Source organism: Sinomonas soli, from assembly GCF_054782415.1.
Genome location: NZ_BAAGSN010000015.1, coordinates 205361 through 219673 on the forward strand (window position 1 = coordinate 205361; position 14313 = coordinate 219673).

Below are 14313 nucleotides of genomic sequence, written 5' to 3' on the forward strand. Positions count from 1 at the left end.
TCAGAAGAGGGTGGGCTCGCCCGACTCAGAGTCCGGGTCCGCGTCCGTCGGCGCAGTCCAGGGCTCGCCGAGGTCCGCCAGCGCCTCCTCGATGGACGTCTGGCCCTCGAGTTCCTCATCCGTGGCCACTCCAAGACCGTAGAGGTCTGCGGGCCCGTTTGGGGCGAGGCACGCGGTCGAGGAGGCTAGGGTTGGCGCATGGACCAGTTCGAGTCCGATCCCGTCGCGGCGCCGAACGGCCTGTGAACCTCGACGCGCTCGCCCGCCGCGCCGCCGCCCTCGTCCCGGACGGCGGCGGACGGGCCATCCTCGGCATCTGCGGCGAGCCCGGAGCCGGCAAGACGACGCTCGCCGAGCGGCTCCTCGACAGGCTGCGCTCTTCACACGGCGAAGACTGGGCAGCGCACGTGCCGATGGACGGGTTCCACCTCGCCGACGTCCAGCTGTCCCGGCTCGGACTGCTCGATCGCAAGGGCGCACCCGAGACGTTCGACCCCGACGGCTACGCCGCCCTCCTCGGCAGGATCGCCGTCGGTGCGGGCTCGGTGATCTACGCGCCGGCGTTCGAGCGCCGGCTCGAGCAGCCCCTCGCCGCCGCCATCGAGGTCCCGCCGGAGGCGCGCCTCGTCATCACGGAGGGCAACTACCTCCTCCTCGAGGACGCCTCCTGGGCCGCCGCCCGGGCCTGGCTGCGCGAGGTCTGGTACCTCGAGGCAGACCCCGCCGTGCGCGTGGACCGGCTCATCCGCCGTCACATCGAGTTCGGGAAGGACCCCGACCAGGCCCGGGAGTGGGTGCTCGCCTCGGACGAGGCCAACGCCCGCCTCGTCAGGGCGGCCCGGCACCGCGCGGACGTCGTTGTCCGCGAAGAGGACTGACTCTCCCAGAATTCCGCAATGCGAAAATAAAAAACCCTCTTGTGGAACATCTTCCGGGGATCTATCTTTGGTATACCAAAGAGATCGGGATCACATCCCGTCGAGGACAAGCGATCGCACCCTTCGAGCGCAGACCCCCCATCCCAGACCAGAGAGTTCCCCCCCATGACCAGCATCCCGGACACCGCCGTCCAGCAGCTGAACATCGAAGGCGAAGCGGAGGCACCCATGAGCCACACCACCGCCACCCTTCCGGCGGGCCTCAGCCCGCGGCTCTACAACACCGACCTCGCCCCCACGCAGCGCAGGGGACGCAGCTGGACCGCCTACAGCATCTTCACCCTGTGGGCCAACGACGTCCACAGCCTCGGCAACTATGCCTTCGCGATCGGGCTCTTCGCCCTCGGCCTCGGCGGCTGGCAGGTGCTCGCGGCCCTCGGCGTCGGCGCAGTCCTCCTCTTCGCCCTCCTGAACCTCTCGGGGTTCATGGGCCAGAAGACCGGGGTACCGTTCCCGGTCATGAGCCGGATCGCGTTCGGCATCCACGGAGCCCAGATCGCCGCCCTCACCCGCGGCGGGGTGGCGGTCGCCTGGTTCGGCATCCAGACGTACCTCGCCTCGGTGGTGCTGCGCGTCCTCGTGATCGCCGTCTTCCCCGGCCTCAAGCCGCTCGACGGCGGCTCCATCCTCGGCCTGTCCCCGCTCGGCTGGATGGCCTTCGTGTTCCTGTGGATCGTCCAAGTCGTCATCGTCTCCTACGGCATGGAGATGATCCGCAAGTACGAGGCCTTCGCGGGCCCCATCATCCTCGCGACCATGCTCGCGCTCGCGGTCTGGATGTTCGCCAAGGCCGGCTTCTCCATCGCCTGGAGCACCGGCAAGGACCTCTCGGGCGGCGACATGTGGCTGCACATCCTCGGCGGCGGCGCCCTGTGGGTCTCGATCTACGGCACGTTCGTGCTCAACTTCTGCGACTTCACGCGCTCGGCCCGGACCAAGAAGTCGATCGTCAAGGGCAACTTCTGGGGCATCCCGATCAACATGCTCCTCTTCGGCGCCATCAGCGTGGTCCTCGCCGGCGCCCAGTTCAAGATCGACGGCCACCTCATCGAGAGCCCATCGGACGTGGTCGCCTCGATCCCGAACACCTTCCTCCTCGCCGCGGCCAGCACGGCCCTGCTCGTCCTGACCGTCGCCGTGAACCTCATGGCCAACTTCGTGGCACCCACCTACGCGCTCACCAACCTCTTCCCCCGCCGGCTCAACTTCCGCAGGGCGGCCTTCGTCTCGGCGGTCATCGGCCTGCTGATCCTGCCCTGGAACCTGTACAACAACCCGGTGGTGATCGTGTACTTCCTCGGGGGCCTCGGTGCCCTGCTGGGCCCGCTGTTCGGCGTCATCATGGCCGACTACTGGCTCGTCCGGCGCGGCAAGGTCTCCGTCCCCGCCCTCTACTCCGAGGACGCCGACGGCGTCTACCACTACCGCAGAGGCGTCAACCCCCGGGCCGTGGCCGCCCTCGTGCCCGCCGCCGCGGTGGCCCTCGCGATCGCGTTCATCCCGGCCCTGGGCGCCCTGAGCTCCTTCTCCTGGTTCTTCGGCGCGGGCATCGCGGCCGTGAACTTCTACGCGCTGGCCGACCGGAAGCAGGCCTTCGAGGACGTCGACGGCGAGGCCATCGCCGTCCCCAGCGTCCACTGAGACTCCCCGGTCCGTCCGCCTCCACGAGCACGACGGCGGTGGGCCGGCCCCCAGAGCCTGCCCACCGCCGTCGTGCCCCGCCTCCCCAGCCAGCACCACCCCAAGGACCCCCGATGCGCATCCTCGTCGCCAACGTCAACACGACCCAGTCCATGACCGACTCGATCACCGCGGCAGCCCGCGCCGCCTCCTCGCCCGGCACCGAGATCGTGGGCATCACGCCCCGGTTCGGCGCCGACTCGTGCGAGGGCAACTTCGAGTCCTACCTCGCCGCGGTCGCCGTCATGGACGCCGTGACGCGCTACGAGGGCGAGTTCGATGCGGTGGTCCAGGCCGGGTACGGCGAGCACGGCCGCGAGGGCCTCCAGGAGCTCCTCGACGTGCCGGTCGTGGACATCACCGAGGCGGCCGCCGCGACGGCGATGTACCTCGGCCACAAGTACTCCGTGGTCACCACCCTCGACCGGGCCGTGCCGCTGATCGAGGACCGGCTCAAGCTCGCGGGGCTCGACGCCCGCTGCGCCTCGGTCCGCGCCTCGGGCCTGGGCGTGCTCGAGCTCGAGGAGGACCCCGAGCGTGCGGTCAAGGAGATCGTCGCCCAGGCCGAGGCCGCCGTCCACGACGACAGGGCCGAGGTGATCGTGCTCGGCTGCGGCGGCATGAGCGGCCTCGACGCCCAGATCCGCGAACACTGCGGGGTACCGGTGGTCGACGGCGTCGCGGCGGCGGTGGCGGTCGCGGAGGGCCTGGTCCGGCTCGGGCTGACCACCTCGAAGGTCCGCACCTACGCGGCGCCCCGGCCCAAGTCCGTGACGGGCTGGCCGCTCTCGGCCCGCTGAGGGCCTCAGATGGTCCCTGTCGCCGCCTGCAGGCCCAGGCTCGTCAGCGCCACCGCGGCCCACAGCATCCCCCCGAGCAGGAGCGGGCGCGGGCCCGCCTTGCGCATCTCGGCGAAGCGGAGGCTGAGGCCGATTCCGGCGAGGGCCACCGTGATGAGGAAGGCGGCGAGTCCCGAGAGGACGGGGTGCCAGGCCGCGGGGATGACGCCGAGGGTGTCCAGGCCTGCGGCGAGGACGAAGCCCACGAGGAACGCCGGGACCATGCGCCGCCACGGAATGCGCGCACCGCTGCCCGACCCGTCCGTGCGCTCCCTCCGGGCACGCAGGGCCGCGAGGACCATGACAATGGGGATGATCATGAGCGAGCGCGTCAGCTTGACCACGACAGCGTAGGACTCCGCGCCGCCCCCATAGCTCGCGGCCGCGGCCACCACCGAGGATGTGTCGTTCACCGCCGTCCCGCTCCACAGGCCGAACGAGTGGGGGCTGAGGCCGAGGAGGTGGCCGACCGCCGGGAAGAGGAGGACAGCCGCGATGTTGAAGGTGAAGATGGTGCCGATCGCGTAGGCGACGTCCGCCTGCTTCGGCTTGATCACCGCCGTGGTCGCGGCGATCGCGGAGGCGCCGCAGATCCCCGTGCCCACGCCGATGAGGGTCCGGGTGTCCGCATCGAGCCGGAGCGCGCGGCCCAGGAGCGCCGCGCCCCCGAGCGCGACGGCGAGCGTCCCCAGCATCACCGGCAGCGAGCCCGCCCCCACCTGGGCCACCTGCTGGAGGGACAGCCCCGTGCCGAGGACCACGATCGAGCTCTGCAGGACGAGGGTGCTGGCCGAGCGGTAGCCGGCCGTCCACAGCTGGCCCCGCAGGGGCCGGATGGCCGCCGCCGCGAGCAGCCCCAGGAGGATGCCGAACACCGGGCCCCCGATGACCGGGACGAGCTGGCCCAGCACGCTCGCGACGGCCGCGACCACGACCGCGACGCCGAGTCCGGGGAGGGTCCGCAGGAGTGTGACGCGCCGCGACGGCGGCCTGCCGCCGGAGGCTGCGGTGGCCGTATCGTCGTCAGGGAGTGCGTGCGTCGGCTTCATTCCATCGACTCTCCCGCGCCCGGGGCGAGACCGGTAGCCCGCTTTCGGATATGGGACCCATGCGCCGGTGATATGGGCGGCGGTGTCCCCGCTCTTCTGCAGCCTTCTCACCCGTGCCGGTCGAGCGCCGCGAGCAGGCGCTTGACCGAGCCGCCGAGGTTCCACGCGGAGGCGAGCCCTTCGAGCTCGAGGCGCGGGTCGCCGTCCACCGCTCGGAGCCGCGCCCCGGCGGCGTCGAGCGTGGGGAGCTCGAGGTCGCGGACCACGTTCACCACGGCGGGGGCCACCTCGAGGTAGTCGGCGGCCGCGGCGAGCTTGGCCCGCATCGGGGCCGGGAGCCCGCTGTCGGGGTCCTGGGCAGCCTCGAGGAGTCCCTCGAGCGTGCCGAAGCGGCCCAGCAGGGTCGCGGCGGACTTCTCGCCGATGCCGGCCACACCGGGCAGCCCGTCCGAGGCGTCGCCGCGGAGCACGGCGTAGTCGGCGTACTGCTCGGGCAGCACGCTGTACTTGCCCACCACGACGGCGTCGGTGACGGTCTCGAGGTTCTTCATGCCGCGGGCGGTGTAGACCACCCGGACGCGGCGGGCGTCGTCGACCACCTGGAAGAGGTCGCGGTCGCCGGTCACCACGTCCACAGGCACCCCGGCGCGCGCCGCGTAGGTGCCGATGACGTCGTCCGCCTCGTGCTCCGGGGCGCCGACGACGGCGATGCCGGCGAGGCCCAGCACGTGCCGGATGAGCGGGACCTGCGCCACGAGCCCGGCGGGGACGGTCTCGACGTCGGGGCCGTCCGCGGCGTGCCGCTCGACCCGGTGGGCCTTGTACGAGGGGATGAGGTCGACACGCCAGCGCGGGCGCCAGTCGTCGTCCCAGCAGGCGACGAGGTGGGTCGCGCCGAACTCGGTGGTGAGCCTGGCGATCATGTCCAGCAGGCCGCGGACGGCATTGACCGGCGTCCCGTCCTCCCGCCTGATCGTCTCGGGCACGCCGTGGAAGGCGCGGAAGTACAGCGAGGCGGTGTCGAGGAGCATCAGGCGCTCGGTCATAGCCCATCCTGACACGGCTCCGCCGGCCGGGACGCCTACTTCGACCCGGCCGAGCAGGACCTCCTTGCCGCCGCACTCGACACCCGCCCGATCACCCAGGTCCACAGCTGGCTCACCCGCCCGGCCGACGATACGGCCGTCGACATCCTCCGCGCCCACGGGTACACCCAGACCGCCAACGCCGTCGGGGGTGTTGTCAACGCCCCCCGAGAAGCAGCGCGGCGGCGTGTACGGGACGGCGGTGCAGATGGCCTCCTGCCTCACCAACCGCCAGGTCGCCCAATGGGTCACCCCCCAAGGCAGCGACGACAGCCGGCCGCAGTTCGACCCCGCCCGCTTCGTCCGCTCCAAAGGCACCCTGTACAGCCTCTCCAAGGAGGGCAAGGGCACCGCCGGCCCCCTCGTCACCGCCCTGACCGTCGCCACGGTGGAGGCCGCCGAAGAGCTCGCCGTCCACTCGCCCGGCGGCCGCCTCGCAACCCCCATGGTCGGCGTCCTCGACGAGGCCGCGAACGTCTGCCGCTGGCGAGAGCTGCCGAACCTCTACAGCCACTACGGCTCCCGCGGCATCGTCCTGATGACCATCCTCCAGTCCTGGTCCCAGGGCGTAGAAGGCTGGGGACGCGACGGGATGCGCAAGCTCTGGTCCGCAGCCAACATCAAGGTCTACGGCGGCGGCGTCGCCGAAGCCGAATTCCTGAACGAGCTCGCCCAGCTCATCGGCGAGTACCGCTACACCAACACCACACGGTCCAGCTCCAGACATGGCACCTCCACCAGCCACGACCACGACCGCAAGGAACGCACGCTCGACGTCTCAGACCTCGCCGCCCTCCCCAGAGGAAGAGCAGTCATGTTCGCCTCCGGCGCCCCCGCAGCCCTGCTCGAGACCGTGCCCTGGATGAACGGTCCCCACGCCGACGCCGTCCGGGCATCCATCGCCGCCCATGACCCCGCCAACCGACCCGTGGCCCCCGCAGGCAATCGGTGGACAGCGGCAGGGGCCTCCGATGAGTGAGGGCCTGGGAGAGTGGGACGACGAGCCCGAGCACACGGCCATCGCCGCGGAGCCGGCCGGGGAGGGTACGGACGCGCCCGCGCTGTTCTACCCCAACGTCGCCGAATTCGTCCGCGACAAGCTGGCCGTGACCTACCGCCGCCAGCTCAACACCCAGGGCAGCACCACCTGGTGCCCGCAGTGGTGGAAGCACGCCGAAGCCATCAGCCGCCCCGAAGCCCTCTGGTGCTCCTGGGAGTTCCTGCGTCTGGACGGCAGCACCGGCATGAGCGTCTGGTGGCGCGACCACGCAGACCACCACATGCCCGTCCTCCTCTCCGCAGACGGGCCCTTCAAAGGCTGCACCCCCGACGACGGCCACCGCACCAAACTCACACCCCTGCCCTGCGACGAACCACCGGCAGGACTGGTTTAGGACACTCTCCACCCGGACTACGCATTCCCAGCCCCGCTGTCCTCAGTCCGCCAGAGTGAACTGTCGGGCGGGAAGAAAGCATGCACACGGCGTCCGCCCCAGGTGCTGGGCCTCGTCGGCGGGGTTGGATGGGAAGCCATGGCCGAAGCTGGCACGCATGGGAAGGGCTTCGTAGGTGAAGGACGCGGGCATCGGGTCGTCCTCCTAGGACTCGGGCTTCAGGACGATGTCGAACTGGGCGTGGGGGAATGGGCTCTGCACCCCATAGTGTCCTGCGGCGGCCGGATCGGTGTTATCGGCGAAGTCCTTGACCAGGGATTTCTTGACCGCGAAGACGGCGTCGGAATCGATGTACTCGCTGCCGGCGACGAAGACGTGGGTGGTCAGCTCCCGGTATCCGGGAGCGGAGACGAGGAAGTGGATGTGCGCTGGCCTGAAGGGGTGGCGCCGCGTTGCGGCGAGGAGGTCCCCTACGGGGCCGTCGGTGGGGATCGGGTAGTGGCGTGGGACGACGCTCCTGAAGGCGAATGACCCGTCCGGGCCTGAACTCAGGAGTGCCCGTCCGTTGCCGACCGTCTGGATGCCGGGCTGCTGGACGTCGTAGAAGCCATCGTTGTTGGCCTGCCAGATGTCGATCTGCGCGCCGGGGATGGGCGTGCCGTCGACCGAGACGATTCGGCCGCTGACTACGCAGCGCGGGCCCGGGGTTTCCGGGGAGATGTCAGCGCCGGAGCCGCGCCGGGGCGATTCGACCATGTGGAACGGGCCTAGGACGGTGGAGTCGGTGGCATCAGGAACTTCGGTGTGGTTGATGGTCTCGACGAGCATGGACACTCCGAGGATGTCGGAGAGGAGGATGAACTCCTGCCGGACCTCGGTGCAGGTCTTGCCTGTGCGGGTGAGGAAGTCGATCGCCTGTTCCCATTCTTGGACTGAGGGGGCGACGTCCTGGATGAAGGCGTGCAGGTGCTTGGTCAGGCTGGAAAGGACGCTGCGGAGCCGGGGGTCAGGCGTTGCGGCGAAGCTGCGGATAACTTCTGCGGTCAGGGTTTCGGTGGCGCGCTCATTTGCCATCGCGTTTCTCCTCCGTTGGTCAGGTCATGGTCGGTTGCCCGCTTGGACTAAGTGGTCGGAGTCGTAGGCGGTGCCACCGATCGAAGAGACGCCTTCGCCGCGTAGCCAGGCAGTCCCAAGGCGACATCAACTCCGCGTAAATCGGCGTTTGCTCCTTCGCGAGCACATGGGAGAAGCATTCACGGCTTGGAGGGGACAACCCAAGTATTCAGAAGCGAGTCGATCCGCATCCTTCGGGAGCCACGAGGGTCTGGAGGTTTCCTAGGCCTGGCCGGGCGTCGCCCGCCTCGATGCGGTGGGCCAGCTCCACGATCGCGTAGTTGGCCGGTGCGGCCACGCCGGATCGGCGGAGCACATCGACGACGAGCCCGTTGATGTCGTCTACCTCGCTGTGGCGGCCCTTGCCCCAGTCCTGCAGGACGGTGCTGGTCGACTGCGGCAGCACGAAGCCGGCGGTAAGAGTATCGAGAAGGGTTTCGACCAGATGGTCCCGTGGCTCCAGCGCCTCTGGGGGCAGGCCGAAGATCGGGCACGGCGGGAGGCCGAGACGCGAGGCCGCCTCGAGTGCTTCGCGGCCGCTCCGGAGCATGAGTTCGCGCATCTCCGGCATTGCCGCGGCCTGAGCTATCGGAAGTCCAAGGATGGCAGACGTCACGAGCGTCGTCGCGTTGCTGACAAGCTTCATCCACTTTGCCGCCCGTATGTCGTCCACGATCTCCACGGTCCCGGAGCGGCGAAGGAGAGGGGCCACATCTTCTTCTCGGCCAGCGGTGGACTCGTGGAAGCTCCCGAGGGCAAACCACGACCGGTCGGCTGGGGAGTGCCGTTCGACAACCCCTGGCTTCTTCATCGCCGAGGTGATCTCGATGACGCACCCCAAGGTCCTGTTGTCACCGACGGCTTCTGCGATCACGTCCAACGACATCCCGTTCTGGACGCCGACAAGAAGGCCGTCCTCCGCCAGATGCGGAGCGATGAGACGCGAGGCCCAGTCTGAGTCGTAGGCTTTGACCAGCATGAGGACGACGTCGAACTTGCACGGGAGCGTTGCGAGCTCGCAAAGGTGCATCGTCTCCACAGGCACGCGGAAAGTCTCATTGGGAAGGTCGATAGTGAGCCCGCGCTCTCGAATCGTCTCCACGTTCGCCGGCCACTGGTCGATGAGGACCACATCGTCTCCGGCCATGGTGAGGTCTGCCCCGATGGACGCCCCGTTCGCTCCCGCGCCAAGCACCGCAACCCGCTGTGATGCCAAAACCGCCTCCAATATCGATCCGCCAAGAGCCGCACTTGAATTTGCTTGCAGCCTCGGAATTATTGATTAAACTCAATCTCTGTAATAGCCGCCCTTCCCCGAAAATGGGACGGGGACTTGAAAGGACAGCAGATGATTAAGCACCTTGTAATGTTCCAGCTTGCCGCATCCGATGCTGATCAGCGGCAACAGGATGCCGCCCGGATTACCGAGGTCCTCGAGGGCCTCGCGGACCTAAGTGGGGTCCTGGACCTGGCCGTGCATCAGGACGTCGGGCTGGACAAGCACTGGGATTTGGTGCTCGTTGGCTCCTATTCCTCAGCGGAGGCCTTGGACGCCTACCAAGTGAATCCGCGACACGTCCGAGCGGTGGAGGAGATCGGCCCGTTCGTTTCCGCGCGCGCTATTGTCGATTACGAGGAAACTGCGGGCGCGGCCAGATAGCATAAATAGCCCGGACTTGGCGCCCCTGGGCCAGGCGGCCCGGGGGCATCTTCGTGCCGGGCTTCCGCATCCATGCTTTCGGTTGAGGTCCCCAGGGTATTTTTCATGTGCGCCTCTCGTCGTTAGAGGACGATGTTTTCCGGAAAACTGTTCAGCGTTGAAAAGTGCCTTATCCTCTTCCCGCCCCGGGATCAGACCATGTGTGCGACGAGTTCAGCCTCTGAGGGCTTCTTTGCCGGCGGGGTCTGCAGGATCTGGGCCAGGCGCCCGTCACGCATCACGGCGATGCGGTCGCTGAGGCCGATGAGTTCGGGCAAGTCGTCGCTGATGAGGATGATGCTCACTCCGTCCGCGGAGAGCTTGCGGATGAGTTTGTAGATCTCGGCCTTCGCACCGACGTCGATGCCGTTGGTCGGGTTGTCTAGGATCATCACGCGGGAGCCGACTGCGGTCCAACGGCCGAAGATGACCTTCTGCTGGTTGCCTCCGCTGAGGTCGCCAATGAGGGTCTTTCCGGTGGGGGTCTTGATCCGCAGCTGGCGGATCTGCACTTGGGCCGACGCTCGCTCTGCCTTCAGATCGATGAAGGGGTTGCGGCCCAGGGACCCGACGCGCGGAAGCGAGAGGTTGTGCGAGACCGAGAGCTGCTCGACGATTCCCTCGGCGTGACGTTCCGGGGGAATGTAGCCCATTCGGCTGCGGATGGCTTCGCGGGGCCCTCCACGCCGCATCTGGCGACCGTTCAGGGTCAGGGTCCCCGTTGTCCCCCGCCCGGCTTCGAAGAGGGCACGGCCGAGAGAAGACTTCCCCGATCCAACGACCCCGGCGATCCCGAGCACTTCTCCTTGATGCAGGCTGAAGGACACGTCTGTGAAGTTATCGGCCTGAGTCAGCGAATCCACGGTGAGGACCTCAGGGCCGTCGCTTCCGAGTTGGTCGGTTTCGTTGTACAGCACGTCTTCAGGCACCCGGCCCACCATCAGGGCATGAAGCTGGGTCTTCGACAGGGAATCCACATCGTCCAGCTCTGCTACCGTCACGCCGTCCTTGAGCACGTATACGCGATCACTGAGAGCCAGCAGCTCCTCGAGTCGATGTGACACGAAGACCTGGGCCGCCCGATGCCGGATGCTCCGAACGAAGGCGAAGAAAAAATCGACCTGCTCTCGGGACAGCGCGCTGGTGGGCTCGTCGAGAAGGATTACCGGGTGCTCGATCTCGAGAAGGTCGGCTTGGGCGAGCGAGCGCACGATCTCGATCACCTGCCGTTCAGCGAAGCTGTACTTCCCGAGCGGCGCGGCAGGATCTATGTCTTCGAGACCGAGGCTGTCGAACATGCGGCGCGCCCTGCGGACCATTGCGCGCCGGCTGAGCCAGCTCCCGCCTCGCACGAACTTCCGTTCCTGGCCGAGGAAGATATTCTCGGCCACGCTCAGATTCGATACGAGTGCCTGGTGCTGGTAGATCCTGAAGATCCCGTTGCGGGCGGCGTCGGCGTAGGTGTGCATGGTGAGCCGCTTGCCCGAGAGTTCGACCGTGCCATCATCGGGCACCACCGTTCCGCTCGTGATGCCTAGCAGCGTGGACTTGCCGGCTCCGTTCTCGCCAATGAGTCCGACGACTTCTCCGACTCTGGCCTCGAGGGAGACGTTGTTGAGCGCCTGCACGACCCCGTACCTCTTCGAGGCGCCGCGGACTGCCAGGAGCGGCGGTTTGGCCTCGGGGACGTCCTTGGTCACCGCTTCGTCGAACACCCTCATTTCAGGATCGCCAGCTTGGATCGGTCGAGCGTGAGCGCAACCGCCAGCACTACGACGGCGCCCTGGACGATCTGCTGCATGTACGGCGGCACAACGAGGGCGTTCAGTCCAACCGAGAGCACGGTGATCACCAGAACGCCGAGAACCGTGCGGTGGGCACCGCCGACGCCTCCGGTGAGCGCCGTGCCCCCCATGACGACGGCGGCGATTGCCGTCAGGGTGAGGCTGTCGCCCATCCCTGGCGTTGCCGCGCCGATACGCGCGGTCAGGAGGACCCCGGCAACCCCGGCCAAGGTGCCGGAGAGCACGAGAGCAAGGAACTTGTATCGCCTCACGGGAATGCCGGCGAGCTGGCTGACCGCCTCGCCACCTCCGATCGCATAGGTGTAGCGCCCGAAGCGCGTGTTCAGGCCGACGACGGAGAAGAGCGCCCATAGCAGGAATGACCACAGGGCGATGTTCGGGATGCTGCCGATCCAGGCGTCCTGCGAGATCGCTAGAACGGCCGGATCACTGACCTGGACCGGCCTTCCGCCGACATACCAGAGCGCCAGCCCGTTGATCGCCAGGCTCGTGCCCAGTGTCGTCAGGAAGCTCGGAACCTTAGCAAAGGCGAAGATCAGGCCGTTCACAATGCCGATTACACAGCCGGCGAGGACGCCGGCGAGCATCGCGGTCCCCCACTCGAAGGTCTGCGCGGCTGTCGCGGCCACGAGGCCTGAGAGGGTGACAGTGGCGCCGACCGAGAGGTCGATGCTCCCCATCAGGACGACGAAGGTGATGCCGATGGAGACGACCAGGACCGGGGATGCCTCTCGAAGCACCGTGAAGACCGTGCTCGCGGACAGGAAATTCTGGGCTGTGATGCTGAAGAGGATGATCAGTAGCACGAGGCCGGATATGGGCAGGATCGCGGCGCGCAGATCCTGGCGGATACGCAGCCTCCCCCGGGTATCAGTCTCCGTGGCGGTCTCTTTCGCCGCAGGAGCTTCGGTGTTGGCGGTCATTGCCAAACCTTTCGTTCTTCGTTGGGGCGTTAGATGATGTGGCGCTTCCAGTGGCTCTTGTAGTCGTCGGCGAGCGACTGCGCATGGGGCTTCGCCTGCTCGTACGCTGCAGGGGCCGTCCAGCCCGAAGGCTTGGGCGCGAAGGACCACATCGCCTCGACGTCCAGGGGCCAAACCTGGTTCTGCGGGTCCCAGTCGTTCGGGTGTGCCGCGCGGCTCATGAGTTGCCAGTCGAAGGGGTCGTCTTTGCCGAAGAAGGTGTTCAGATAGGCATCGACGTTGTCTTTGGTGACGAACACGCCGCCGGTGAACATCTGCCGCTCGAGGGGGTCGAACTTCACTCCCAAGGAAGCATCGATGGCCCTGACGGCGCTGAAGCCGGCAGACCAGAACGGAAGTGTGCTGTAGGCGCCGTAGATCGCACCTGACTTGACGAAGTCCATGGTGCCCTTGTTCCCGTCGACACCGGTGATCGGCACCCCCTTGATTCCCTGTTCGTTGAGAGCGTTCATTGCCCCGATCGCGACGTCGTCGTTCTGCCCGAACACCCCGGCAATATCGCTGCCATACTTCGTGATGATGCCGGCCATCGCCTTCCGCGCGTCGTCACGGTTCCACTCGCCGGGCTGCCGCGCAACCAGCTTGATGCCCGGGTACTCCTTGAGAGCCTTGTCCACGCCGAGGGTCCGCTGCGAATCCGGCGTGCTGCCCGGGTGTCCGGTCAGGTGCACCAGGTTGCCCTTGCCGCCCATCTTGTCGAAGAGGGACTTCGCGACCCCGTACGCGAGATTGACGGTGTCGGTCGTGAAGTAGCTGACGTAGCTGTCGCCGTAGTCGAACGGGGTCGCCCACGGGACCTGCTCCCAGGTGTTGGTGAGGAAGACCTTATGCTCGTTGGCCGTCTTCGCGATGGCGGGGACGCTGGACGGGTCCGGCGCGGTCATGAAGAAGATCTTTGCCCCGGCCTGGACCTGCTGCTCGAACTGCGAGATCTGCCGCTCCGCGTCGCCTTCATTGGTGAAGGCCCGGTACTGGCCACCGAACGCCTCGACTGCGCGGCGAGCCCCCATGTCCCAAGACGCGTAGTAGTCGTTGTTGAGACTCGTGAAGAGGGCCACGACCGGGGCACCTTTGAGGTCGATGATCTTCGGCGACTTCGGAGCGAGAGACGGTGCAGAGCTGGCGGCAGAGCCGCTTCCGCTCGTGGCCTTGACGCCGCAAGCTGCCAGCGCCAGCGCAGTGCCGGAGAGACCGGTCATCTTCAAGAAGTCCCTGCGGTCGAATCCCATGAATGTTCTCCTTTGAACCAAGTGGGTGTTCACACATACTGAACTAAGAAACTGCACAGAGTCAATCCCTTGTGAACACTACGAGGTTGCGGGTTAACTGAGGCGCAACGTTGCTGTTGGGAACGGGCCGTCGCGGCGGCCCGTTCCGGGATGAGCAGTGCTCCCGTCGTCGGGAGCGAAGGAGAGGCTAGGGAGCGCATGGGACGCAAACTCATCCAGAACTTGGCACGCCTTGCCGCAGCCGTCCTCGAGGCATCCGTCTCCTCTGGCGAGCTTCTGCATGCTGCCCTCACAAGCGGGGTCGAGCTGACGGAGGCCGATCTCCTCGGTCCGCTCCAGGGCACGACCAATCAGCAGGCAGACTGACCACAGCAGGGCGAGGGCTCGGTCGCTACTCGGAATGCGGGGAAGGCTGTCCGCCCCGGCCGCAGCGAAAGCCGGCCGCGGAGCCAGGTGGTCTGGTTCCGCGGCCGGCTTTCGCTGGCACCCATCGGCCGCT

14 protein-coding genes and 1 pseudogene are annotated in these 14313 nt (G+C 67.5%); 7 read left to right on the forward strand and 8 right to left on the reverse strand.

Going from position 1 to position 14313, the window contains the following annotated elements; translation table 11 throughout:
* Positions 1-129: a hypothetical protein gene (locus tag ACYVKZ_RS14420; RefSeq protein ID WP_460992929.1), complete on the reverse strand. Its 129-nt coding sequence runs from the start codon at positions 127-129 to the stop codon at positions 1-3.
* Between the two features lie 113 nt (positions 130-242).
* Between ACYVKZ_RS14420 and ACYVKZ_RS14425 the strand changes: the two genes are divergently transcribed.
* From ACYVKZ_RS14425 to ACYVKZ_RS14435, 3 genes are all read left to right on the forward strand, one after another.
* Positions 243-878: a nucleoside/nucleotide kinase family protein gene (locus ACYVKZ_RS14425; protein WP_460992930.1), complete on the forward strand. Its 636-nt coding sequence runs from the start codon at positions 243-245 to the stop codon at positions 876-878.
* Positions 879-1106: 228 nt separating this feature from the next.
* The gene (locus ACYVKZ_RS14430) at positions 1107-2579 is read left to right on the forward strand and encodes an NCS1 family nucleobase:cation symporter-1 (protein ID WP_460993185.1); all 1473 of its coding nucleotides are present in this window, start codon (positions 1107-1109) and stop codon (positions 2577-2579) included.
* Between the two features lie 113 nt (positions 2580-2692).
* Positions 2693-3418, forward strand: a complete 726-nt coding sequence (locus ACYVKZ_RS14435) for an aspartate/glutamate racemase family protein (protein WP_460992932.1) — start codon at positions 2693-2695, stop codon at positions 3416-3418.
* A 5-nt stretch (positions 3419-3423) separates the two neighbouring features.
* Here ACYVKZ_RS14435 and ACYVKZ_RS14440 read toward each other — a convergent pair whose 3' ends face one another.
* Positions 3424-4506 (reverse strand): YeiH family protein, encoded by a 1083-nt coding sequence (locus ACYVKZ_RS14440; RefSeq protein WP_460992933.1) that lies wholly within the window; start codon positions 4504-4506, stop codon positions 3424-3426.
* 107 nt (positions 4507-4613) lie between these two features.
* Entirely contained in the window at positions 4614-5552 is a 939-nt protein-coding gene (locus ACYVKZ_RS14445; RefSeq protein ID WP_460992934.1) for a 5'-3' exonuclease, read from the reverse strand.
* A 21-nt stretch (positions 5553-5573) separates the two neighbouring features.
* Between ACYVKZ_RS14445 and ACYVKZ_RS14450 the strand changes: the two are divergent.
* Positions 5574-6570: pseudogene (locus ACYVKZ_RS14450) on the forward strand (type IV secretory system conjugative DNA transfer family protein); the annotation flags it as partial.
* Complete coding sequence (locus ACYVKZ_RS14455) at positions 6563-6985, forward strand: DUF4913 domain-containing protein (RefSeq protein ID WP_460992935.1); 423 nt, start codon at positions 6563-6565, stop codon at positions 6983-6985. The pseudogene ACYVKZ_RS14450 and the gene ACYVKZ_RS14455, both read left to right, overlap by 8 nt.
* A 204-nt stretch (positions 6986-7189) precedes the next feature.
* On the opposite strand, the gene ACYVKZ_RS14460 is transcribed toward ACYVKZ_RS14455, so the two are convergent.
* Together ACYVKZ_RS14460 and ACYVKZ_RS14465 are read right to left on the reverse strand one after the other, a co-directional pair.
* A complete protein-coding gene (locus tag ACYVKZ_RS14460; protein WP_460992936.1) occupies positions 7190-8059 on the reverse strand; it encodes a dioxygenase family protein in 870 nt (289 codons plus the stop codon).
* A gap of 208 nt (positions 8060-8267) precedes the next feature.
* Positions 8268-9293 carry a ketopantoate reductase family protein gene (locus tag ACYVKZ_RS14465; RefSeq protein ID WP_460993186.1) on the reverse strand — a complete coding sequence of 342 codons (1026 nt, stop codon included), beginning with the start codon at positions 9291-9293 and terminating at the stop codon, positions 8268-8270.
* A 153-nt stretch (positions 9294-9446) separates the two neighbouring features.
* Here ACYVKZ_RS14465 and ACYVKZ_RS14470 point away from each other — a divergent pair, with 153 nt between their 5' ends.
* Positions 9447-9758: a Dabb family protein gene (locus ACYVKZ_RS14470; RefSeq protein WP_460992937.1), complete on the forward strand. Its 312-nt coding sequence runs from the start codon at positions 9447-9449 to the stop codon at positions 9756-9758.
* A gap of 191 nt (positions 9759-9949) precedes the next feature.
* On the opposite strand, the gene ACYVKZ_RS14475 is transcribed toward ACYVKZ_RS14470, so the two are convergent.
* Genes ACYVKZ_RS14475 through ACYVKZ_RS14485 form a run of 3 tightly spaced genes read right to left on the reverse strand, consistent with a single transcriptional unit; the run spans position 9950 to position 13814 of the window.
* On the reverse strand, positions 9950-11512 hold the full coding sequence (locus tag ACYVKZ_RS14475; protein ID WP_460992938.1) for a sugar ABC transporter ATP-binding protein: 1563 nt from the start codon (positions 11510-11512) through the stop codon (positions 9950-9952).
* A 2-nt stretch (positions 11513-11514) separates the two neighbouring features.
* The gene (locus tag ACYVKZ_RS14480) at positions 11515-12525 is read right to left on the reverse strand and encodes an ABC transporter permease (protein WP_460992939.1); all 1011 of its coding nucleotides are present in this window, start codon (positions 12523-12525) and stop codon (positions 11515-11517) included.
* A 29-nt stretch (positions 12526-12554) separates the two neighbouring features.
* Positions 12555-13814 (reverse strand): sugar ABC transporter substrate-binding protein, encoded by a 1260-nt coding sequence (locus ACYVKZ_RS14485; RefSeq protein ID WP_460992940.1) that lies wholly within the window; start codon positions 13812-13814, stop codon positions 12555-12557.
* Positions 13815-14012: 198 nt separating this feature from the next.
* Between ACYVKZ_RS14485 and ACYVKZ_RS14490 the strand changes: the two genes are divergently transcribed.
* On the forward strand, positions 14013-14180 hold the full coding sequence (locus ACYVKZ_RS14490) for a hypothetical protein (protein WP_460992941.1): 168 nt from the start codon (positions 14013-14015) through the stop codon (positions 14178-14180).
* Positions 14181-14313: the final 133 nt, after the last annotated feature.

Coding starts and splice junctions, on each gene's coding strand:
- ACYVKZ_RS14430 (WP_460993185.1), top strand. CDS start 1,107: ATGAGCCACACCACCGCCACCCTTCCGGCGGGCCTCAGCCCGCGGCTC.
- ACYVKZ_RS14435 (WP_460992932.1), top strand. CDS start 2,693: ATGCGCATCCTCGTCGCCAACGTCAACACGACCCAGTCCATGACCGAC.
- ACYVKZ_RS14440 (WP_460992933.1), bottom strand. CDS start 4,506: ATGAAGCCGACGCACGCACTCCCTGACGACGATACGGCCACCGCAGCC.
- ACYVKZ_RS14445 (WP_460992934.1), bottom strand. CDS start 5,552: ATGACCGAGCGCCTGATGCTCCTCGACACCGCCTCGCTGTACTTCCGC.
- ACYVKZ_RS14455 (WP_460992935.1), top strand. CDS start 6,563: ATGAGTGAGGGCCTGGGAGAGTGGGACGACGAGCCCGAGCACACGGCC.
- ACYVKZ_RS14460 (WP_460992936.1), bottom strand. CDS start 8,059: ATGGCAAATGAGCGCGCCACCGAAACCCTGACCGCAGAAGTTATCCGC.
- ACYVKZ_RS14470 (WP_460992937.1), top strand. CDS start 9,447: ATGATTAAGCACCTTGTAATGTTCCAGCTTGCCGCATCCGATGCTGAT.
- ACYVKZ_RS14480 (WP_460992939.1), bottom strand. CDS start 12,525: ATGACCGCCAACACCGAAGCTCCTGCGGCGAAAGAGACCGCCACGGAG.
- ACYVKZ_RS14485 (WP_460992940.1), bottom strand. CDS start 13,814: ATGGGATTCGACCGCAGGGACTTCTTGAAGATGACCGGTCTCTCCGGC.
- ACYVKZ_RS14490 (WP_460992941.1), top strand. CDS start 14,013: ATGGGACGCAAACTCATCCAGAACTTGGCACGCCTTGCCGCAGCCGTC.